19 protein-coding genes are annotated in these 21,852 nt (G+C 66.7%); 16 read left to right on the top strand and 3 right to left on the bottom strand.

Annotated features, from left to right (window positions below; all coding sequences use genetic code 11):
* Positions 1 to 100: 100 nt before the first annotated feature.
* The 3 genes from tpx to AC1RCO_RS06500 form a co-directional block, all read right to left on the bottom strand.
* Entirely contained in the window at positions 101 to 601 is a 501-nt protein-coding gene (gene tpx / locus AC1RCO_RS06490; RefSeq protein ID WP_011061148.1) for a thiol peroxidase, read from the bottom strand.
* Between the two features lie 653 nt (positions 602 to 1,254).
* Entirely contained in the window at positions 1,255 to 1,938 is a 684-nt protein-coding gene (locus AC1RCO_RS06495; RefSeq protein WP_019095224.1) for a type 1 glutamine amidotransferase domain-containing protein, read from the bottom strand.
* A gap of 43 nt (positions 1,939 to 1,981) precedes the next feature.
* A complete protein-coding gene (locus AC1RCO_RS06500; RefSeq protein ID WP_220224338.1) occupies positions 1,982 to 2,425 on the bottom strand; it encodes an SRPBCC family protein in 444 nt (147 codons plus the stop codon).
* A gap of 398 nt (positions 2,426 to 2,823) precedes the next feature.
* Here AC1RCO_RS06500 and AC1RCO_RS06505 point away from each other — a divergent pair, with 398 nt between their 5' ends.
* From AC1RCO_RS06505 to AC1RCO_RS06580, 16 genes are all read left to right on the top strand, one after another.
* Positions 2,824 to 3,615 (top strand): hypothetical protein, encoded by a 792-nt coding sequence (locus AC1RCO_RS06505; RefSeq protein ID WP_072441943.1) that lies wholly within the window; start codon positions 2,824 to 2,826, stop codon positions 3,613 to 3,615.
* A 9-nt stretch (positions 3,616 to 3,624) separates the two neighbouring features.
* Positions 3,625 to 5,082, top strand: coding sequence for a DUF1254 domain-containing protein (locus tag AC1RCO_RS06510; protein WP_011061144.1), 1,458 nt, complete (start codon positions 3,625 to 3,627; stop codon positions 5,080 to 5,082).
* Between the two features lie 55 nt (positions 5,083 to 5,137).
* Positions 5,138 to 6,535 (top strand): DUF1254 domain-containing protein, encoded by a 1,398-nt coding sequence (locus AC1RCO_RS06515; protein ID WP_492617608.1) that lies wholly within the window; start codon positions 5,138 to 5,140, stop codon positions 6,533 to 6,535.
* A gap of 12 nt (positions 6,536 to 6,547) precedes the next feature.
* Positions 6,548 to 7,501 carry a SphA family protein gene (locus AC1RCO_RS06520; RefSeq protein WP_492617536.1) on the top strand — a complete coding sequence of 318 codons (954 nt, stop codon included), beginning with the start codon at positions 6,548 to 6,550 and terminating at the stop codon, positions 7,499 to 7,501.
* 10 nt (positions 7,502 to 7,511) lie between these two features.
* The gene (locus tag AC1RCO_RS06525) at positions 7,512 to 8,552 is read left to right on the top strand and encodes a transporter family protein (RefSeq protein ID WP_019095219.1); all 1,041 of its coding nucleotides are present in this window, start codon (positions 7,512 to 7,514) and stop codon (positions 8,550 to 8,552) included.
* 12 nt (positions 8,553 to 8,564) lie between these two features.
* Positions 8,565 to 9,338, top strand: coding sequence for a DUF2092 domain-containing protein (locus AC1RCO_RS06530; RefSeq protein ID WP_342403802.1), 774 nt, complete (start codon positions 8,565 to 8,567; stop codon positions 9,336 to 9,338).
* Positions 9,335 to 9,919, top strand: coding sequence for a hypothetical protein (locus tag AC1RCO_RS06535; RefSeq protein WP_492617537.1), 585 nt, complete (start codon positions 9,335 to 9,337; stop codon positions 9,917 to 9,919). The genes AC1RCO_RS06530 and AC1RCO_RS06535 overlap by 4 nt, the downstream gene beginning before the upstream one ends.
* A gap of 23 nt (positions 9,920 to 9,942) precedes the next feature.
* Positions 9,943 to 10,923: an AAA family ATPase gene (locus AC1RCO_RS06540; protein WP_072441949.1), complete on the top strand. Its 981-nt coding sequence runs from the start codon at positions 9,943 to 9,945 to the stop codon at positions 10,921 to 10,923.
* 11 nt (positions 10,924 to 10,934) lie between these two features.
* A complete protein-coding gene (locus AC1RCO_RS06545; protein ID WP_401399964.1) occupies positions 10,935 to 11,885 on the top strand; it encodes a DUF58 domain-containing protein in 951 nt (316 codons plus the stop codon).
* A complete protein-coding gene (locus tag AC1RCO_RS06550) occupies positions 11,882 to 12,460 on the top strand; it encodes a DUF4381 domain-containing protein (RefSeq protein ID WP_492617538.1) in 579 nt (192 codons plus the stop codon). The genes AC1RCO_RS06545 and AC1RCO_RS06550 overlap by 4 nt, the downstream gene beginning before the upstream one ends.
* Entirely contained in the window at positions 12,447 to 13,445 is a 999-nt protein-coding gene (locus AC1RCO_RS06555; RefSeq protein WP_492617539.1) for a vWA domain-containing protein, read from the top strand. The genes AC1RCO_RS06550 and AC1RCO_RS06555 overlap by 14 nt, the downstream gene beginning before the upstream one ends.
* Before the next feature lies 1 nt (position 13,446).
* Entirely contained in the window at positions 13,447 to 15,039 is a 1,593-nt protein-coding gene (locus AC1RCO_RS06560) for a VWA domain-containing protein (protein WP_492617540.1), read from the top strand.
* On the top strand, positions 15,036 to 16,364 hold the full coding sequence (locus AC1RCO_RS06565) for a BatD family protein (protein ID WP_492617541.1): 1,329 nt from the start codon (positions 15,036 to 15,038) through the stop codon (positions 16,362 to 16,364). The genes AC1RCO_RS06560 and AC1RCO_RS06565 overlap by 4 nt, the downstream gene beginning before the upstream one ends.
* Complete coding sequence (locus AC1RCO_RS06570; protein WP_103290287.1) at positions 16,361 to 17,386, top strand: HAD family hydrolase; 1,026 nt, start codon at positions 16,361 to 16,363, stop codon at positions 17,384 to 17,386. The genes AC1RCO_RS06565 and AC1RCO_RS06570 overlap by 4 nt, the downstream gene beginning before the upstream one ends.
* An 89-nt stretch (positions 17,387 to 17,475) precedes the next feature.
* The gene (locus AC1RCO_RS06575; RefSeq protein WP_011061132.1) at positions 17,476 to 19,062 is read left to right on the top strand and encodes an arylsulfatase; all 1,587 of its coding nucleotides are present in this window, start codon (positions 17,476 to 17,478) and stop codon (positions 19,060 to 19,062) included.
* Positions 19,063 to 19,332: 270 nt separating this feature from the next.
* Positions 19,333 to 21,840 carry a spermidine synthase gene (locus tag AC1RCO_RS06580; RefSeq protein WP_492617542.1) on the top strand — a complete coding sequence of 836 codons (2,508 nt, stop codon included), beginning with the start codon at positions 19,333 to 19,335 and terminating at the stop codon, positions 21,838 to 21,840.
* Positions 21,841 to 21,852 lie beyond the last annotated feature (12 nt).

The raw sequence follows: 21,852 nt of genomic DNA on the forward strand, positions 1-21,852 counted from the left end.
ATTTACCTTTGACTGACGTTTCAAGGAGCGGTGCTAAGCCACTGAAGCACAAATAAAAACGGCCTGGACAGAGCCAGGCCGTGAATAATTGTAAAACCTGTTACTTGAGCACGGCCAGGGCCGCGTCGTAGTTCGGCTCTTCGGCGATTTCCTTGACCAGCTCGCTGTGCAGTACCTTGTCGTTTTCATCCAGCACCACCACGGCGCGGGCAGTCAGGCCGGCCAGCGGGCCGTCGGCGATGGCCACGCCGTAGTTCTCGATGAACTCGCGGCCACGCAGGGTCGACAGGTTCTGCACGTTTTCCAGGCCTTCTGCGCCGCAGAAGCGTGCCTGGGCGAATGGCAGGTCGGCAGAGATGCACAGCACCACGGTGTTGGCCAGCTCGTTGGCCTGGGCGTTGAACTTGCGCACCGAGGTGGCGCAGGTCGGGGTGTCGACGCTTGGGAAGATGTTCAGCACCTTGCGCTTGCCGGCGAGGCTGCTCAGGGAAACATCGGCCAGGCCTGCGCCCACCAGGGTGAACGCTGGGGCTTTGGAACCGACTTGCGGCAGTTGGCCATTAACCTGCACCGGGTTGCCTTTGAGAGTGACTTGAGCCATGAACGGAGTCCTTATTGAACAGTGATGATGGAACAGCAATGAGAAATTCCTGAGAGGCCGAAGTTAAGCATGAAACGGCCCGGGCACCTATGCCCCACGGGCAAATTGTCCAACAACCCACCCCGACACCGGCATTACCGGTTGTAGGAGCTGGCTTGCCAGCGAAGGCGCTTTCAGACCTTGCGCAAGCCTCAAGGGCCCCTTCGCGCCGGCAAGCCGGCTCCTACAGGGGCGAATCTGGGTGTTTCGGTGTAGGAGCTGGCTTGCCAGCGAAAGCGATTTCGAGACTTGCGCAAGCCTCAAGGGCCCCTTCGCCGGCAAGCCGGCTCCTACAGGGGCGAATTTGGGTGTTTCGGTGTAGGAGCTGGCTTGCCAGCGAAAGCGATTTCGAGACTTGAGCAAGCCTCAAGGCCGCCTTCGCCGGCAAGCCGGCTCCTACAGGGGTGAATCTGGGTGTTTCGGTGTAGGAGCTGGCTTGCCAGCGAAAGCAATTTCGAGACTTGAGCAAGCCTCAAGGCCGCCTTCGCCGGCAAGCCGGCTCCTACAGGGGCGAATCTGGGTGTTTCGGTGTAGGAGCTGGCTTGCCAGCGAAAGCGATTTCTAGCCGTGCACAAGCCTTAACGGCCTCTTTGCCGGCAAGCCGGCTCCTACGGTTATTTGTTGAGGTGCGCCAGGAGCAGATCGGCCACCGGGCCGCCGGACGCCGGGTTCTGCCCGGTGATCACGCGCTGATCCTCCACCGCGAACGGCGCCCAGGGTGCAGCGGCCTTCTGGTAAAGGGCACCGCGCTTGACCAGTTCGGTTTCCGTCAGGTAGGGCACGTACTGGTCCAGTTCGGCGAGTTTCTCCTCTTCATTGGAGAAACCGGTGACCTGCTTGCCGGCGATCAGCAGCCTACCGTCGCCCAGCTTGATGTTGAGCAAGCCCACCGCGCCATGGCACACCGAGCTGACATAGCCCCCCTGCTCATAGATCTCCCGGCTCAGGGCCTGCAGTTCCGGGTTATCGGGAAAATCCCAGACCACGCCGTGGCCACCGGCGTAATAGATCGCCACATAGTCCCCGGCCCTGACCTGGGAAGGCTTGAGGGTCGAGCCCAGGCGGCTCATGAAGGCGCTGTCCTGGTACCACTGCCAGTCGGTGTCGTCTGCCATGGCCAGGCTATGGGGGTCGATGGGTACGTAGCCCCCCTTGGGGCTGACGTAGTCCACCTCGAAGCCCGCCGCCTCGACTTTCTTCACGAAATGCACCGCCTCACCCAGCCACAGGCCAGTGGCGCGGGCCAGGTTGGGGTATTTGGCCACGCTGGTCAGGACCACCAGTATCTTCTTGCTCATGGGCATGCTCCTTGGCATTGGAAAACAGGGCAAGGCACGGCAATCAACCGAGCAACCGCAGCATGTTGCGGTGCCGGGCATCGAAAATCCGCGCCATGTAGGCGTTGACCATCAACCACTCCAAAGGTGCACCACCGATGGCCCTGTAGGTCACCCGGTCGGTGTACAGGGTGCCCCCTTCGGCGGCCTCGACCCGGTGCTCATGGCGAAAGGCCCGCAGCGGCCCCTTGAGCATCTCGTCGACAAAATGCCGATCGCCGACCTCACGTATAACCACCGTCCATTTCGCCGGTATGACACCGAACATCCAGTGCAGGAAGCTGAACTGGCGCCCGACACTGATGCGCAGGTCATTGATATCGAGGTCCCCCAAGGGCGTGACACGCTCGGGGAAAATCTTTGGAAAGTTGGCGCCTTCGAGGCAGAAATCCAGCACCTGCTGCGGGCTGTATCCGGCCAGGAAAGTCGTGCGTTCGACCACGGGCATTCTGGTTCATCCTTGCTGATTTTGTTGAGAAGGCACCCACAAAAAACTACAAACAACTTCATTAAAAACAAATAACTCATTGTTTTTAATAGTTTTTATACACATAAAAAATCAATCACTATAACCCTACAAACTAAATTGAAATAATCACAAAGCACTTTAAGAAAGATTCGCCGACGCTCACCTTCAAAGGGCCGCCCGCCACGCACTGCCTGTCCACAGCCCGGCAGTGATCCTGTGCACAAAAACCAACGAATTAACCCTTTCGACTGGCTAAGCGAAGGTTAGCTGCTAGCGTCATCAGACAATTCCTACGGGTATTAGAGAGAAACACTATCAGTTGACCCACGGCTCAAGAAGTGCCGCTCGGTGACCGTTCGCAAAAGGATTGAACCTGCATGTCCAGAGCATTTTTTGCGCCCGCCGTCTGGGCCGTAGTCGCCCTGAGCTCATCGCTGCCGGCCCTGGCCGACAACGCGGAAACCGCCAACAAAAGCAACAACCCGCTGAACCTTGCACCCGGCCTCAACCTGCAGGATTACTACACCCCGCGCCTGTACGACAGCAATGCCCACACCAACGACACCCTGCTGCGGGGCACCCTGCCCATCGCTCCCTCGGATTTCATCGGCGTCCCCCAGCTGCTGCGTGCCACCCTGCCGGTCAGTACCCGCCCCGATCCGCACCACGGCTACAGCACCGGCATCGGCGACCTCAACCTGTTCGATATCTTCCTGCTCAAGACCGACGGCGTGCAGCTGGGCATCGGCCCGCAGATCACCGCACCCACCGCCGAACAGGACGAACTGGGCACCGGCAAATGGCAGGCCGGGCTGGCCGCAGTGGCCATCGATGCCTCGCCCCGGGGCCTGCTGGGGGCCCTGGTGCAGTACCAGAGTTCATTTGCCGGCGACCATGACCGCGCCCATGTCGAAAGCGCCACCCTGCAGCCCTTCATCATCCACAACCTGCCCCGGGGCTGGTACCTGCGCTCCACCGGCACCTGGACCTTCGACCTGAAGAACAACACCCACTACATCCCCATCGGCCTGGGGGTGGGCAAGGCCTGGAAAGCCGGTGACAACATTCTCAACGCCTTCGTCGAGCCGCAGTGGACCGTGGAGCGCAAAGGCGACGGCATGCCCCAGTTCACCCTGTTCGCCGGGATCAATGTCACTTTCGGAAAATAAGGACGCGCCATGCAGCCACTACTGCGCACTGCCGGTTTCAGCCTGTTGCTCCTGGCCGCCAGTTGCGGGGTCGGCGCCCAGCCCGAGCCGCAGAACAGCCGCCTGACGGCGATCAAGATGGATGGCGAACTGCCAGCCCGGGCCGCCATTGCCGGGCTGTTTGCCGAGCTGGACTTCCAGCAGGCCACGCAAAGCTACCTGTGGGCCTTGCCGCTGGTGTCCTACGCCCAGTGGCAGGGGGAATTTCGCGATAAGCTGCACGCCGGCAATGGCGACCTGATGGTCCTGGAAAGCTACGAAGACAAGCTCGGGGTGATCACCGCCAACGCCACCACGCCCTACATCCTGGGTTTTGTCGACCTCAACCAGACCGGGCCGATGGTCGTCGAGCTGCCGCCCGGCCCCACCGCCGGTGGAGTCGGCGACTTCTGGCAACGGGCGATCACCGACATGGGCCAGACCGGCCCGGACCAGGGCAAGGGCGGCAAGTACCTGGTGCTGCCGCCGGGCCATCCGGAACCTTCCGACGCCGACCAGTACTACCTGGCCAAGTCGCAAACCATGAACGTGCTGGTGGGCTTTCGCGTGCTCGACCCGGACCCGGCCAAGGGCAAGGCGCTGGTGCAGCAATTCAAGATGTACCCCTACGCCCAGCGCGCGACGCCGCCGGCGACCCGCCTGCTGTCCCCCGGCGGCAAGCCCTGGTCCGGCACCCAGCCGCGGGGCATGGCCTACTGGGAGCGCCTGCACCAGATCATCCAGCAGGAGCCGGTCAACGAGCGCGACCGCTTCTACATGGCCATGCTCGCCAGCCTCGGCATCGAGAAGGACAAGCCCTTCAACCCCAACGAGCACCAGCGCCAGGCCCTGGAACAGGGCGCGCGCATGGGTGAGCTGATCGCCCAGGCCAATACCTTCGCCAAGCGCTTCGCCGATGCCCAGTACTGGCCAGACCGGCAATGGGACAAGGTGCTGAACATCGCCGACCCGTCCCAGCGCGTGGCCTATTACGACCAGTTGTGGGAACGCAGCGCCTGGTTCTACGAAGCGGTCACCAACACCAAGGGCATGGTGTCCAAGACCCCGGGCCTGGGCCAGACCTACCTCGGCGCCTACACCGACCACAACGGCCAGTGGCTGGACGGCGGCAAGCACTATCGCCTGCACCTGGGCAGCAACCCGCCGGCCAGGCAGTTCTGGTCGCTGACCGTCTACGACAGTGCCAGCCGCTGCCTGATCGACAACCCGCAGCGCAAGGCCGATCTGTCATCGCGCCAGGACCTGAAGAAAAACCCCGACGGCTCCCTGGACCTGTATTTCGGCCCCAGCGCCCCCAAGGGCCTGGAAAGCAACTGGGTGCAGACCCTGCCGGGCAAGCACTGGTTCAGCTACTTCCGGCTCTACGCCCCCACCGAGGCCTACTTCGACAAGCGCTGGAAACTCGATGACATCACCCTGGTGCAGTAACGCCTGCCCCCCTGACTTTGGCGCAAGGATTCGAACGATGATCATCAAGGCTGTGATGCCCGGCTTGCTCGGGGTCTTGACGCTGGTCCTCAGCGGCCCGTCCCTGGGCGCCTTCAGCGCGACCGCGGAGCAGGCCCGGGGTATCGCCAAGCAGGCGTACCTCTACGGCTTTCCGGTGGTGGAGATGTACAAGACCCTCTACACCCAGGCCGTGGATCAGGGGGGGCCCAACTTCAAGGCACCGTTCAACCGCATCGGCGGTACCGCCCAGGTCTTCAGTCCCAAGGACACGGCCTTCGTCACCCCCAACTCGGACACCCCCTACTCCTTCGCCTGGCTCGACCTGCGGGCCGAACCCCAGGTACTGAGCCTGCCGGCCATCGATGCCCAGCGTTACTACTCGGTGCAGTTGATCGACCTCTACACCCAGAACTTCGACTACCTGGGCACCCGCAGCACCGGCAACCAGGGCGGCCACTACCTGATCGCCGGGCCTGACTGGCAAGGCCCCACGCCAGCCGGTATCGACAAGGTGCTGCACAGTGAAAGCAACATCGTCTACGCCCTGTACCGCACCCAATTGTTCGATGAAAAAGACCTGGAGCAGGTGCAGAAGATCCAGCAGAGCTACCAGGTCCAGGCGCTGAGCCAGTTCCTCGGCCGGCCGCCGCCCCCGGCGCCGGCAGCGATCCACTGGCCCCCGCCCACCGCCACCATGAGCGACAGCCCGGAACTGTTCGGCTACCTGAACTTCATGCTGGCCTTCGCCCAGCCCCAGCCCGAGGAAAAGGACCTGCTGGCACGCCTGGCCAGCATCGGCATCATTCCCGGCCAGCCCTTCCCCCTCAAAGAGCTGGGCAGCGCGCAAAAGCAGGCCCTGGAAGACGGCATCAGCGACGGCAAGGCCGAATTCGCCGCCTTCAAGAAAGAACAGGTCGATACCCACAAGATCACCAGTGGCGACCTGTTCGGCAGCCGCCAGCACCTGCAGGACAACTACCTGTACCGCTACGCCGGGGCCAACATGGGGATCTTCGGCAACTCCGCCGAAGAGGCCAGCTATATCGGCTACTTCGTCGATGACCAGGGCCAGCCGCTCAACGCCGGCCAGCACCGCTACCGCCTGCACTTCGCCAAGGGCCAGTTGCCCCCGGCCAATGCCTTCTGGTCGCTGACGATGTACGACGGCAAGAGCAAGCTGCTGGTGGCCAACCCGCTGCAACGCTACCTGATCAACTCACGCATGCTGCCCTCGCTGAAAACCGACGCCGACGGCGGCCTGACCCTCCATGTGCAGCACCAGCCGCCGGCCAAGGAGCTGCAAAGCAACTGGCTGCCGGCCCCCGACGGCCCCTTCTACGGGGTGCTGCGGATCTACCTGCCCAAACCCGACGTCAGCAACGGCCAGTGGAAGATGCCGCCGCTGACGCCGGTCGCCCCTGAACAACAATAAGCGGAGCCCGTCATGCCCAGCCCTTCGCCCCTGCGTTCATCCCTGGCCCTTTGCCTGCTGGCGGCCAGCCCCTTGCTGCATGCCGCCGAAGGCGGGGTCGGCCGGCCCATCACCGGCCAGCAGATCTACTCCAATGCCGGGATCATCCCCCCGGAACCGGGCTGGGTGATGTCCCTGACCAGCATCTACTACGACGGCGAGCTCAAGGGCAGCGGCCAGGTGCCGATCATCGGCGATCTCAGCTCGGGGCTGAAAATGAAGGTGTCCTACACCATGGGCAACTTCACCCGGGTCTGGGACACCGGCAAGGGCCGCTGGAACTACGCCTCGGCCATCGGCGTGCCGGTGCAGTACACCGACATCCAGGCCAGCCTCACCGGCCCCCGCGGGCGCACGGTGGGTACCCAGGACAGCGGCACCCAGTTCGCCGACCTGCTGGTCACGCCGATCGCCGCCGGCTACCACATCAACGAGCGCGACCATATCGCCCTGTCGCTGCCGATCTACCTGCCCACCGGGGCCTACAACGACAACCGCCTGGCCAACCCCGGGCAGAACAACTACACCTTCATGCCGACCATCGCCTTCACCCATCTGGACGGCAAGGGCGGCGAATTCAGCCTGATGGGCGCCCTGGAGTTCTATACCCGCAACGACGCCGCCGACTACCGCAACGGCGACATCCTGCGCCTCGATGGCTTGTGGACCCACGGCTTCGGCAGCGGCTGGAACGCCGGGCTGGTGGTCGGTTACATCCAGCAGATCAGCGACGACCAGGGCCCCACCGCAGACAAACTCAACGGCTATCGCGGGCGCTCCGTGGGCGCCGGGCCAACCCTGGGCTGGAGCGGCAAGTTCGCCGACGCCCAGGCCAACATCAGCGCGCGCTGGATCCCCGAGTTCGACACCAAGAACCGCCCCGAGGGCAACGGCGTCAGCGTCAACTTGACCCTGGCCTTTTTCTAGGAGCACGCCAATGCGTATCGCTTGCCAGTTGGCCCTGTGCTCCACCCTGCTGGGCAGCCTCGCGGCCCTTGCCAACGAACTGCCAGCCCTGGGGGAAGACGGCAAGCGCCCGGCGGCCAAGGGCGATCCCGAGACCTGCCGGCAGTTGCAGGAAAACTTCGATATCGACCTCAAGCAAGTGGTCAAGGCCGGCTGCGAACCCTCCACCGAGCAGATCGCCAAGCTGATGGACAACCCGGTGGGCAACCTGGTGCTGCTGTTCAACCAGTTCGACTACACCGCCCTCAAGGGCCCCCATAGCAACGGCACGCGTTACCTGGGCAAATACAGCTTCATGCCCACCTTTCCGATCTCCCTGGGGGAAGACTGGAACCTGATCAACCGCCTGCCCATCAGCTATGTCAGCGCCCCGGTCAACCGCAAGGCCGGCAAACTGGTGGGCCTGAGCCCCTATGAAGTGCTGAGCGACCGGGACTTTCCAGCGCTGATCGAAGACCCCTTCCAGCGCACCAGCGGCTTCGGCGACCTGGCCTACGTGGGGGTGTTCTCCCCCAAGGAGCCACTGCGCTTTGCCGGCGGCGGCAAGCTGGTCTGGGGCGTGGGGCCAACGGCGATGTTTCCCACCGCCGAGCAGGACGTTCTGGGCACCGGCAAGTACTCCCTGGGCCCGGCCTTCGTCGCCGCCTACCTCGGCCCGGACTGGACCCTGGGGGTGTTTCCCCAGCACTGGTGGTCGGTGGCCGGCGACGGACGGCGCAAGGACGTCAGCCTGAGCAACATCCAGTACTTCATCCAGCGCGCCCTGCCGGGGCCGGCCCAATGGCGGATCGGCATGACCCCCAATATCACCGTCAACTGGAAGGCCGACGGCGGTAACAAGGTGACCTTCCCCATCGGCCTGGGTGCCGGGCGCATTTTCAACGTCGGCAAGTTGCCGGTGAGGATCTCCGGCGAAGTCCAGTACTCGGCGATCCACCCCGACGACCAGATCGGCAGCCGCTGGAATTTTCGCCTGTCCTTTATCCCGGTCATTCCCACTTTCATGTTCTGAACGGAGCCCGCCATGTCCGACCGTGCCCGATTCTCTGCTGTGCTGGCCGCCCTGCTCGGCCTGCTCTGGGCCGGTGCCCCGCTGCACGCCGCCGATGAGCTGGAACCTCGTGCCCTCGGCGCCCTGCAGCAGATGGGCAGCTACCTGCGCAGCCTGCGCGAGTTCGCGATCCAGGCCGACAGCGTCACCGACCAGTTGCTGGAAAGCGGCCAGGCCGTGGAATTTCGCCACCACACCGAACTGCTGGCCCAGCGACCCGACAGGCTGCGGGTCAGTGTCGAAAGCCAGGGCGCGCGGCGCAGCCTGTACTACGACGGCGAAGCCTTCACCCTCTACGACAGCCGCGGCCCCTACTATGCCCGAGCCCCGGCGCCCGCCAGCATCGACGCTCTGGTACAGCGCCTGAGCGACAGCTACGGCATCGAACTGCCCCTGGCGGACCTGTTCCGCTGGGACGCCGACACCGCGCAGAAGGTCGGCCTGACGTCGGCGCTGTACATCGCCAGCGAGACCCTGGGCGACCAGCGTTGCGCCCACTACGCCTTCCGCCAGAGCGACATCGACTGGCAGCTGTGGCTGCGCGAAGGGCCCCGGCCCTTGCCCTGCCGCCTGGTCATCAGCCGCCGCGACAGCCCCGAGCAGCCGCGCCACAGTGTCGATTACCGCTGGCAACTCAAGTCGGCACCAAGTGCCGCAAGCTTCGCCTTCAAGCCCCCGGCCGGCGCCACTCAGGTGCCATTGCGGCGCCTGGAGCGCAGCGCAGCACAAGGGGAGGTACAGCCATGAAGCGCAATCACTGGTTGCTGTGCAGCGTCCTGACCCTTGGCCTGCTGCAAGTGTCCGCGGCCCAGGCCTGGCAATTGCGCGGCGGTGGCGGCGGTGCCCGCACCTTCGTCGTGCCCCACGGTGGGGGCGGCCCGGCGCCGAGGCCCATGCCCCAGCCGCGGCCGATGCCGCACCCCATGCCCCAGCCACCGCAACCGGCGCCGCATCCCGAGCCCCATCCCTATCCGCAGCCCCATCCCGGGCCAGGACCAGGGCCCGGCCCGCATCCTTATCCCGGCCCGGGCCTTGAGCCACACCCCTATCCAGGGCCAGGGCCCCAGCCTTATCCGGGGCCGCCCGGGCCACCGCCACCACCCCCCGATCACGGCGATGACTGGTACCACCCCTGGGCCGCAGCGGCGGTGGTCGGCGCCACCACCGCCGCGGCATTCGCCCTCGGCACCCAGGTCGACAACGTGCCGCCGGACTGCGTTTCGGTGGTGGCCAGCGGCGTGGCCTACCAACACTGCGGCAACACCTGGTACCAGCCGCAATACATCGGCGGCAGCCTGCGCTACGTGGTCGTGGCGGCCCCCTGGTAATGGCTATGCACAAGGAACCGAGCATGAGCGCACGTAACGATATACAGGCCCTGCAAGCCAGCATCAGCGAAGCGGTGCTGGGCCAGGAAGCGGTGATCCGGCAGATCGTCATCGGCCTGCTGGGCAACGGCCACCTGCTGCTGGAAAGCCTGCCTGGGCTGGCCAAGACCCGCACGGTCAAGGCCCTGGCCCGGCACCTGGAGGCCAGCATGCGGCGCATCCAGTTCACCCCCGACCTGCTGCCCTCGGACATCACCGGCGCCGAAGTGCTGCACCAGGAACAGGGGCAGAACCAGATCCGCTTCCAGCCCGGGCCGCTGTTCGGCAACCTGATCCTGGCGGACGAGATCAACCGCGCTCCGGCCAAGGTCCAGGCAGCGCTGCTGGAAGCCATGGAGGAACGGCAGATCACTGTGGCCGGCACCAGCCATGCCCTGCCCGAGCTGTTCATCGTCCTGGCGACCCAGAACCCCATCGAGCAGGAAGGCACCTACCCCCTGCCGGAAGCGCAGATGGACCGCTTCCTGATGAAGGTGCTGCTGGACTACCCCCAGCCCGAGGACGAAAGCCAGGTGCTGCGCCTGCTGCGCGCCGAGGAACAGGCCCTGGGCAGCGCCACGCCCGGGGTGCCGGGCTTTGCCTTGTCCCAGCAGGTGATCTTCGATGCCCGCCGCGAAGTCGGCGCGGTGGCCGTGGCCCCGGCCATCGACCGCTACCTGATCGACCTGGTCAACGCCACCCGCCACCCCGCCGACTATCACCCGGACCTGGGGCGCTGGATCGCCATCGGCGCCAGCCCCCGGGGCGGCATCGGCCTGGACCGCTGCGCCCGCGCCGATGCCTGGCTGCAGGGCGAGGATTTCGTCAGCCCGGACAACGTGCGCAGGGTGCTGCACCCGGTGCTGCGCCACCGCCTGCAACTGAGCTACGACGCGGTGGCCGACGGCGTCGGCGCCGATCAGGTGCTGGACCTGCTGCTGGACAGCGTGGCCATCCCGGCCTGAGGAGAACCGCCATGGCAACGCCACTGCACGAAGCCGACGGGCAGGTCTATGTCGCCCTGAGCCAGCTGATGGCCCTGGAGTTCCAGGCCCGTTCCCTGAGTTTTGTCGCCCGCCAGCCACAAGCCAGCATCCTCGCCGGCAACCACGCCTCGCGCCTGCGCGGGCGCGGCCTGAACTTCGACGAACTGCGCCGCTACCAGCCCGGCGACGATCTGCGTCACCTGGACTGGCGCGCCACCTTGCGCACCGGCAAGGCGGTGGTGCGTACCTTCACCGAAGAGCGCGACCGCCCGGCACTGATCCTGGTGGACCAGCGCATGTCGATGTTCTTCGGCTCGCGGCGGGCCTTCAAGTCGGCCCTGGCCGCAGAACTGGCGGCGCTGGCGGCGTGGATGGTGTTCCAGGCCGGTGACCGGGTCGGCGGCCTGGTGTTCAACGACCAGGGCATCGACAGCCTCGCCCCGCTGCGTAGCCGCAAGCGGGTGGAAGCCCTGTGCAGCCGGATCGTCCAGCACAACCAGCAACTGCACGCCGGCAACCCCGACCATGAGGGCGACGCGCAGTTGGACCGGGTGCTGCAGCAATGCCTGAACCTCGCCGCCCACGACCACCTGGTCTGTATCGTCAGCGACTTCGCCGGCACCAGCCCGCGCACCCTGCAGTACCTGCGCCAACTGGCCCGGCACAACGACGTGATCGCCCTGCAGGTCTATGACCCCCTGGCCCTGGAACTGCCGCACAACGGCCGACTGCTGGTGACCCAGGGCCAACTGCAAGTGGAACTGGCGGTGGAGCCGCGCCAGGTGCACCGGCCCCTGGGGGACTTCCTCAGTGGCCGGCTCAAGGACGTGGCCAGCCTGCTGCGCCGCAGCCAGGTGCCGCTGATGATGTTCAGCACGGCCCAGGAGGCCCTGGGACAACTGCGCAGCGAGCTGGGCAGGCTGGGAGCGCCGCGGCGATGAACCCGACCCTCCCCAGCATCGACCAGTTGCAGGAAATGCCCCTGCCACCACCGCCCGCCTACCTGCCGCAGACCTGGGGCTGGGCCGTGCTGCTGGCCCTGCTGCTGCTCGGCGCCCTGGCCTGGGGCGCCCGGCGCTACTGGCGCTGGCGCCGGGATGCCTATCGGCGCGAAGCGTTGGCGCAACTGGCCCGGCTGCAAGCCAGCAACGAGCGCATCCATGCCCTGCGCGCCTTGCCCGAACTGCTCAAGCGCGTGGCCCTGTCCATGCCCCCTGCCCCCCACGCATCCCGTGGGCGCCGGCTTGCCGGGGAAGCCCTTGCCACAGCCAGCGGCACTTTCGCGGGCAAGCCAGCGCCTGCAGGCCCGCGGGGGGTGGCGGCGCTGCGAGGGGCGGATTGGCAGGCCTTTCTGCAACAGCATTGCCCGCTACCGCTGCCCGATGATTTCAGCCAGCAACTGGCCCTGCTGGCCTACGCTCCCCAGGCGCAATTGCAGGCCCTCTCGCCCGCACAGCAACAACAGTTGTTCGAGCAGTGCCGCACCTGGGTGGAGCAGCATCATGTGGCAGTTTGACTCTCCCTGGCTGTTGCTCCTGCTGCCGCTGCCCTGGTTCGGCTACCGCTGGCTGCCCGTCTACCGCGAGGCCCGCAGCGCGGTGCGGGTGCCGTTCTTCGCCGCCATGAGCCGCGCGGTCGGCCAGGCGCCGCAACCGTCCGGCAGCCGCCGCAACCGCGGGCAGTTGCTGCTCAACCTGCTGGTCTGGGCCCTGCTGGTGCTGGCGGTGGCGCGGCCGGTGTGGGTCGAGCCTCCCCTCGAACAGCAGCGGCCGGTACGCGACCTGATGCTCGCCATCGACCTCTCGCAATCGATGCAGACCCAGGATTTCAACGACGCCAACGGCCAGCGGATCGACCGTCTGAGCGCAGTGAAAGAAGTGGTCCAGGGCTTTATCCAGCGGCGCAAGGACGATCGCCTGGGGCTGATCGTGTTCGGCAGCGGCGCCTTTGCCCAGGCGCCCCTGACCCTGGACCACGCCAGCCTGAGCCTGCTGCTCGAAGACAGCGGGATCGGCATGGCCGGGCCCAACACCGCGATTGGCGACGCCATCGGCCTGGCGCTCAAGCTGCTGGAACAGGCCCATGAACCAGAAAAAGTGCTGATCCTGCTCACCGACGGCAACGACACCAGCAGCGCCATCACCCCACAACACGCCGCCGCCATGGCCGCAGCCAGAGGCGTAGTGATCCATACCATCGGCATCGGGGACCCCAGCGCCGAAGGTGAAGCCAAGGTCGACCTGTCGGCCCTGGAGCAGATCGCCCGGACCACCGGTGGCCGCTACTTCCGCGCCGAGGACCGCAGCGCCCTGGACCAGGTCTACGCCACCCTCGACCGCCTCACCCCCCATCAAGTGCAGACCCTGCGCCACCAGCCCAAGCGCGATTTGTTCCATTGGCCCCTGGGCGCGGCCCTGGGCCTGCTGGTGCTGTATCACCTGCTGGCCTGGCTGGCGCCGCGCCTGCGCCCGAGCCGGGTTCGCCCGCCGCAGGAGGCCTGAAATGCAGATCAACCTCAGCGACCTGCACCTGCTGCGCCCACTGTGGCTGCTGCTGATCATTCCCGGGGCCTTGCTGCCCTGGCTCTGGCAGCGCCGGCATGACCTGCAGGCTCGCCTGCGGGGCACCATTGCCCCACACCTGCTGACGCACCTGCTGGTCACCCCGCAGGACTCCCAGCGCCTGCGGCCGGTGCATCTGCTCAGCGCGCTGCTGGTGCTGGGCGCCCTGGCCGCTGCCGGCCCCACCTGGGAACAGGACCGCCCGGATTTCCTGCACAACCGCGCACCGCTGATCATCGCCCTCGACCTGTCCCCCTCGATGAACGCCAGCGACCTGCCGCCCAGCCGCCTGGAGGCCGCCAAGCACAAGTTGCAGCAACTGGTGCAGCAACGCCGTGGCGCCCGCACCGGGCTGATCGCCTACGCCGGCAGCGCCCACCTGGTACTGCCGGCCAGCGACGACCCGGCCTTGCTCGACAGCTTCATCCAGGCCCTGGGCAGCGATCTGATCCAGCGCCCGGGCAAGGATGTGCTGGGGGTGATCCGCCAAGCCCAGCGCCTGCTCCAGGCCGAGCACAGCCCCGGCAGCCTGCTGCTGATCAGCGACGGCGCCGACACCTCGCAATTGGCGGCGATCAAACAGCAACTGGCCGGCAGCCCCTTGCAGGTACTGATCCTCGCGGCCGGCAGCAGCGACGGCGGGATCATCCGCGACGCCAGCGGCCAGCCGCTCACCGACAGTGACGGCCGCCCGCAACTGGGGCGTTTCGACAGCGCCGCGCTCAAGCAACTGGCCGCCGCCAGCGACGCGCCCTTGGGCAGCCTGACCCTGAATGACGACGACCTGGACTGGGTGCAGTTGCATGCCCAGCAGCATTTCACCGCGGCCAGCGCCCCCGACCGGCAACTGCAATGGAAAGACGCCGGCTACTGGCTGTGCTGGCCACTGCTGCTGTTGGCGTTCTGCTGCGTGCGCCGCGGCTGGAGCCTGAACTGGCTGGGTGCCCTGCTGCTGGGCCTGGGCTTGAGCCTGCAAGCGCCGACGGCCCGGGCCAATACCTTGGCCGACGCCTTCTTCAGCGCCGACCAGCAAGGCCGCTGGGCCTTCGAACACAGCCACTACCCGGCCGCCGCCGCGCTGTTCACCGACCCCTACTGGAAAGGCATCGCGGCTTATAAAGCGGCGGACTTCGATCTGGCCCTGGCCAGCTTCGCCCGCCTGGACAGCGCCGCGGCGTATTTCTACCTGGGCAATATCCATGTGCGGCGCTTCAAGTTCGACGAGGCCATCGCCGCCTATCAGCAAGCCCTGAAGTTGCAGCCCCGGTTTGCCGAGGCCCGCGCCAACCTGGCTCTGGCCCAGGCGCTGAAAAAAGACACCGAGAGCGCGCAGCAGAACGCCCCCGAGGTCAAGCCCGATGCCATCAGGTTCGACAAGCCTGCGGGCAAGGGCCAGAGCAAGAAGGTCGAGACCCAGCAGGCCGCCAGCGACGAGCTTTGGCTGCAGAACCTCAGCACCTCCCCGGCGGCGTTCCTGCAGCAGAAGTTCAGCCTGCAGGACCTCGACAACACCACGCCGCAGGTGACGCCATGAACCCTGTAGCGTTGAGAGGGCTGTGGGCAATGGCGCTTGGGCTGATGCTCTGGGGCTGGCAGGCGCTGGCGGCAGAGCCGCAGTTGCGGGTGCAGGCCCAGTTGCAGCCCGATACCTCGGTGATGGTCGGGCAAACCCTGCAGTTGCAGGTCGATGTGCTGACCAATACCTGGTTCACCCAGGCCGCGACCCTGCCGGAGCTGCAACTGCCCGGGGCCCTGGTGCTGGCACCCGACGGCGAAGCCGAGCACTTGAACCAGACCCTCGACGGGCAGCCGTTCTTCGGCGTGCGCTACCGCTACCGGATCACCCCGCAACAGGCCCGCTCGTTCCAGATCCCGCCCCTGGTGGTGCGCGCCACCCCGGCCCAGGCCAGCGCCGAACAGTCGGCGCAGACCCCGCCCCTGGCCTTCAGCGCCAGCCAGCCGCCGGGCTTCGCCCCGGGGGAAACGGTGCTGGTGGCCGATGATCTGCGCTTGACCCAGACCCTGCGCTTGTCCACGACACCAGCGGCGGTGGGCGACACCCTGGTCCGCGAACTGACCCTGCAGGCCGACGGCCCGCCGGGGTTGTCCCTGCCGCCGCCGCACACGGCCGCCGTGGCCGGCCTGGAGACCTACCCGGTGGCCCCGCGCATCAGCAACCTGGATGACGGTCGCGGGCATATCAGCGGTGGCCAGCGCATCGATCGCCTGAGTTACAGGATCCAGCGCCCCGGGCACTACCAACTGCCGGCGCTGCGGATCAAATGGTGGAACAGCCAGGCGCATCGGGCCCAGGTCAGCGAGTTGCCGGCCTTGAGTTTCGAGGCCACGGCCGCCAGCCGCTATCAACCGGTGTTTTCCATCCGCGACGATCTCCAGGCCCTGGGCCGGCAAAACCCCTGGCGCATTTCCCAGTACCTGGTCGGCCTGGCCCTGCTGCTGGCGCTGGGCGTTGTGGCGCTGTACCTGGGCCGCCCCTGGTGGCAACGCGGGCAGCAGGCCTGGCAACACTGGCGGGCCGCCCGCCAGGCCGCCTGGGAGCGCTCCGCCGCCTGGGCCTGGGAACAGGTGCCGGGCCAGCTCAAGCAGCAGCCGCCGCAACTGGGTGCCCTGTACCTGTGGTGTCGGCGCAGCAGCGGCCGCCTCGATCTGGCCAGCCTGGGCCCGCGCCTGCGCGCCCTGCTGCAGGCCTGCTATGGCCCGACGCCCCACGCCGGTGCGGCGCTGGAGCAACTGCGCCAGGCGTTGCCGGCGCTGCACGCCGAAGGTACGCCGCAAGCCCCTTCTCAAGGCCACGGCCTGCGCCCCCTCAACCCCCGTCACGAGAAGGATTTCCCATGACACTTCCAGCCCCCTGGCGCGTGCGCCACCTGCCCCTCCTGCTGCTGTTGCTGGCCGCCCCGCTGCTGGCCCTGGCCAATAGCGACCCCTTGCCCTCGTGGAAGGACGGCCCGAGCAAGCAGGGCATTCTCGCCTTCGTTCAGGCGGTGACCACCCAGGGCAGCCCGGACTACGTGAAACCCGCCGAGCGCATTGCCGTGTTCGACAACGACGGCACCCTGTGGAGCGAGCAGCCGGCCTATTTCGAGGTGCTGTTCGCCTTCGACGAAATCAAGCGCCTGGCGCCCCAGCACCCCGAGTGGAAGACCCGCCAGCCGTTCCAGGCCGTGCTCGAAGGTGATCACCAGGCCCTGGCCGCCAGCGGCATGCACGGCCTGCTGCAGATCATCGGCGCCACCCATACCGGCATCAGCAGCGAGGCCTTTATCGACAATGCCCGGCGCTGGCTGGCCGAGGCCCGCCACCCGAAGACCGGGCGGCCGTTCAACCAGATGATCTACCAGCCCATGCTGGAAATGCTCGACTACCTGCGCAGCCAGGATTTCAAGACCTACATCGTCTCCGGCGGCGACACCGCCTTCATGCGCGCCTTCGCCGAAAGCGCCTACGGCATCCCGCCGGAACAGGTGATCGGCAGCAACTTCGTCACCCAGTGGCAGTTCCAGGACGGCCAGCCGTCGATCCTGCGCACCGCCAAGCTGGCCCACAACGACGACGGCCCGGGCAAGCCGGAAAGCATCGACGGGATCATCGGCCGGCGCCCGCTGCTGGCCTTCGGCAACTCCGACGGCGACCTGCAGATGCTGCAGTGGACCGCCGCCGGCAGTGGCAAGCGGTTCATGGCCCTGGTGCACCACACCGACGCAGCGCGCGAGTGGGCCTACGACCGCAAGTCCCAGGTCGGGCGCCTGGACCAGGCCCTGGATCAAGCACAGCAGCACGGCTGGACGCTGGTGGACATGGCCGCCGAATGGCGGCGGATCTACCCCTTCGAGCCCCTGGCACCCGAGCAAGCGCAATGACCACAGGAGAAGCAACAACAGACGCAAGGCAGGACAGCACTCAACGTGGCTCGCCCCAGGCGAGCGAACCCGACAAAGGAGCAAGTCAGATGACTCGCATACGCAAGTGGCTACCCAAGGCCGCCCTGGTGGCGACCGCGGTGATGGCGTTCTCGGCAACTGCCGGGGCGGCAGAGAAACCCAATATCCTGGTGATCTTCGGCGACGATATCGGCCAGACCAATATCAGCGCCTATTCCATGGGCGTGGTCGGCTACAAGACACCGAACATCGACCGCATCGCCAAGGAAGGCATGCTGTTCACCGACTACTACGCGGAGAACAGCTGCACCGCCGGGCGCTCTTCCTTTATTACCGGGCAGACGCCGCTGCGCACCGGGCTGTCCAAGGTGGGCATCCCCGGGGCCCCGGTGGGCCTGCAAAAACGCGACATCACCATCGCCCAGGCGCTGAAGTCCCAGGGCTACGCCACCGGCCAGTTCGGCAAGAACCACCTGGGCGACCGGGATGAGTACCTGCCCACCGCCCACGGTTTCGACGAGTTCTTCGGCAACCTCTACCACCTCAACGCCGAAGAGGAGCCCGAGCGCCCCTACTGGCCCAAGGACGACCCGGACTTCGTCAAGGCCAACTCACCACGCGGGGTGATCCACAGTTTTGCCGACGGCAAGATCGAGGACACCGGCGCCCTGACCAAGAAACGCATGGAGACCATCGACGACGAAACCACCGCCGCCGCCCAGGCCTTCATCGAGAAGCAGGCCAAGGCCGACAAGCCGTTCTTCGTCTGGATGAACACCACGCGCATGCACGTGTTCACCCATGTGCGCGAGTCCATGGCGGGCCAGAGCGGCATGCCCGGCAACGAATACGCCGACGGCATGGTCGAGCACGACAACGATGTGGGCAAACTGCTCAAGACCCTCGACGACCTGAAGATTGCCGACAACACCATCGTCGTCTACACCACCGACAACGGGCCCAACCAGTTCTCCTGGCCGGATGCAGCGACCACGCCATTTCGCAACGAGAAGAACTCCAACTGGGAAGGCGCCTACCGGGTGCCGGCGATGGTTCGCTGGCCGGGCAAGGTCAAGGCCGGGGAAGTCTCCAACGAGATGTTCTCGGGGCTCGACTGGTTCCCCACCCTGCTGGCGGCGGCCGGCGACAGCGGGGTCAAGGACAAGCTGCTCAAGGGCTGGGCCCCCACCACTGGTGGCGCCAGCTTCAAGGTGCACCTGGACGGCTTCAACCAGTTGCCCTACCTGACCGGCCAGCAGCCCAAGGGGGAACGCCACGAGTTCTACTACTTCAACGATGACGGGGTGCTGGTGTCGATGCGCTTCGACAACTGGAAAGTGGTGTTCTGCGAACAGCGCCAGCCCGGCGGGTTCAGGGTCTGGAGCGAGCCGTTCGTATGCCTGCGGGTACCGAAGATCCTCAACTTGCGGATGGACCCCTACGAGCGGGCGGACGTGGTGTCCGACCAGTTCTATGACTGGAACACCAAGAACGTCTACCTGGCCGGGGTGGCGGTGACCAAGTCGGCGAAGTTCCTCGAGACCTTCATCGAATACCCACCGAGCCAGAAACCGGCGAGCTTCAGCATCGACCAGATCCGCGCCGCGGTGGATGCCAAGATCGCCGAGAAAATGAAGGCTCAACCGGCCCAATGACCCGACGCCGCCCGGCCCACCGGGTGGCCTCTCCCCCCACACAGCAGGCGTCGGCTTGCCGACGAAGAGGCCCGCAAGCCCTGCGTCATCCTCGCCAACGCCTTCGCTGGCAAGCCAGCTCCTACGGGCGGGTACGCATATTCCCTGTAGGAGTCGGCTTGCCGACGAAGACGTCCGCCAGTCTTGTACTACGCTTGAGTCCGCATTCGCCGGGACTCCGGCACCTGCCCATCCGTAGGGCATTTCGATTTCTGCATAAGGCCATGGAACATGAGTTCTCCCCTCTCGCGGCCACACCTTGCCAGCCACAGCCTCGATACCCGCGCGCAGTGGTTTCCGGCACTGCTGTTATTTGTCTCCGGCGCTGCGGCGCTGATCTTCCAGGTGCTGTGGATCAAGCAACTGTCCCTGGTGGTGGGGGTCGAGGTCTATGCCATCACCACTGGTATCAGCGCCTTCTTCGCCGGGCTGGCCCTGGGCGGCTGGCTGTTCGGCCGCCTGGCCGACCGGGTGGCCAATCCCTGGCGCCTGTACGCGCTGCTGGAATTGCTGGTGGCGCTGACGGCCGTGGGCGCGACCCTGGCCCTGGCCGGCGCCGCCGCACCCTTCGCTGAACTGGCCCTGCGCCTGGGCCTGCTGGCCTGGGGCCTGCCACTGCTGCTGGTGGGCGCCCCGGCGGTGCTGATGGGCGGCACCCTGCCGGTACTGGTGCGAGCCCTGGCGGCCGACCCGGGGCAACTGGGCCGCGCCGGTGGCAGGCTGTACGCAGCCAACACCGCCGGGGCAATTGCCGGCACCCTGCTCAGCGCCTTTGTGCTGATTGCCACCCTCGGCGTGCGCGGCAGCGCCCTGGCCGCCGCGCTGCTGAACCTGCTGGCGGCCCTCGGTGCCCTGGCCCTGCAACAACAGCAGGCCCTGCCCGCCAGCGCGCCGGCAAAGCTGGCCCGCAACCCGCGACCGGCACGCCTGGCCCTGCTGCTGTACAGCTTCGCCGGCGGCGTGGCCCTGGGCTACGAGGTGGTCTGGTCGCAGTCCATCGTGCCGTTCATGAGCACCCGCACCTATGCCTTTGCGGTAGTCCTGGCCACCTACCTGGGCGGGCTGTTCCTGGGCAGTAGCCTGATGGCCCCGCGGGCCGACCGGGTACGTGACCCCTGGGGCCTGTTCGGCCTGCTGATTGCCGGTGCCGGGCTGCTGGCCCTGCTGGAAATGGCGCTGCTGGGGCGCTGGCTGATCCTCGCCCAGACCCAGGTCGAAGCCCTCATCCTCAGCCTGGGGGGCAGCCCGCTGCTGGGCATGAGCGGGCGCTTTGCCGTGGCCGCGCTGTGCATCGTGTTCGTGCCCACCCTGCTGCTGGGGGCGGCCTTCCCCCTGGCCCTGCGCCTGTGCTGTGACGGCCGCGCAGTGGGCCGCGACGTTGGCGCCGTGCTGGCCTGCAACACCCTGGGCGGGATCATTGGCGTGGCCCTGTGCGGCTTCGTGCTGATCCCCTGGCTGGGGCTGGTGCGCACCCTGGGGCTGCTGGCGCTGATCGCAGCGCTGGTGGGCCTGCTTGCCGTGCGCCAGGGCCCCGGGGTGAACAAGGGCCGGCGCCAGGGGGTGGTTGCCCTGGGGCTGCTGTCCCTGGCCGTGGCCCTGCTGACCCCGCCCCAGCGCCTGGCGCAACTCCTGCCCGGGGCCCGCCACGCCGAACTGAGTTTCTACCAGGAAGGCCGCGGCGCCACGGTGGCGGTGGTGACCCAGGGCCAGCCCGAGCGGCGCTTCCATCGCCTGTATATCCAGGGCGTGTCGAACACCGGCGATGCCATGCCGTCACTGCGCTACATGCGCATCCAGGCCCTGCTGCCGCTGCTGATCCACAACGGCGAGCCGCGCTCGGCGCTGGTGATCGGCTTCGGCACCGGGATCACCGCCGGGGCCCTGCTGCGCTACCCGGGGCTGGAACAGCGGGTGGTGGCGGAATTGCTACCGGCGGTACTGGAAGCCGCGCCGCTGTTCCAGGGCAACTTCAATGCCGCCAGCGACCCGGGCATTCAGATCCGCCTGCAGGACGGGCGCCAGGAACTGCTGCGCAGCCCGCAGAACTATGACCTGATCACCCTGGAACCGCCGCCGCCCTCCGCTGCCGGGGTGGTCAACCTGTACTCCCGGGACTTCTACCAACTGGCCGCGCGGCGCCTCAACACCCAGGGCCTGGTGGCCCAGTGGCTGCCCCTGCCGACCCAGAACACCGAAGACTCCCGCGCCCTGGTGCAGAGCTTCCTCGAGGTCTTCCCCTACGCCACAATGTGGACCAGCGAGTTCCACGAGATGCTGCTGGTGGGTTCCCCGGACCCCATCGAGCTGGACGCGGCCAGGATCGAGCGGCGCTTTGCCCAGGACAGCGTGCGCAGCGCCCTGGGGGAAGTCGGGGTCAATTCCACCCAGGCGCTGCTGGCCACCTGGGTCAGCGACCGCGACGGCCTGCAGCACTTTGCCGGCGATGCCCCGGCGGTCACCGATGACCGACCGCGCATCGAGTACGCCCCCTGGGTGCGGCCACGGGAAATCAACCGGGTTCTGCCGGAGCTGCTGAACCTGCGCCATCCACCGGTGCTGGTGAATGTCAGCCCCGAGTTTCGCCAGCGCATGAACCAGGAAAGCCGCAACCTGATGCAGTTCTACCGCGCCAGCCTGCACGCCTATGAGGGCGACCGCGAAGCCTGGGCCCGGGAGATCCGCGAACTGCTCCAGGTCGATGGCGGCAACCCCTACTACCGCTGGTTCGTCGGCCAGTGAGCTGAAGCGCCC

Source organism: Pseudomonas sp. GW823-FHT03E05, assembly GCF_058796855.1.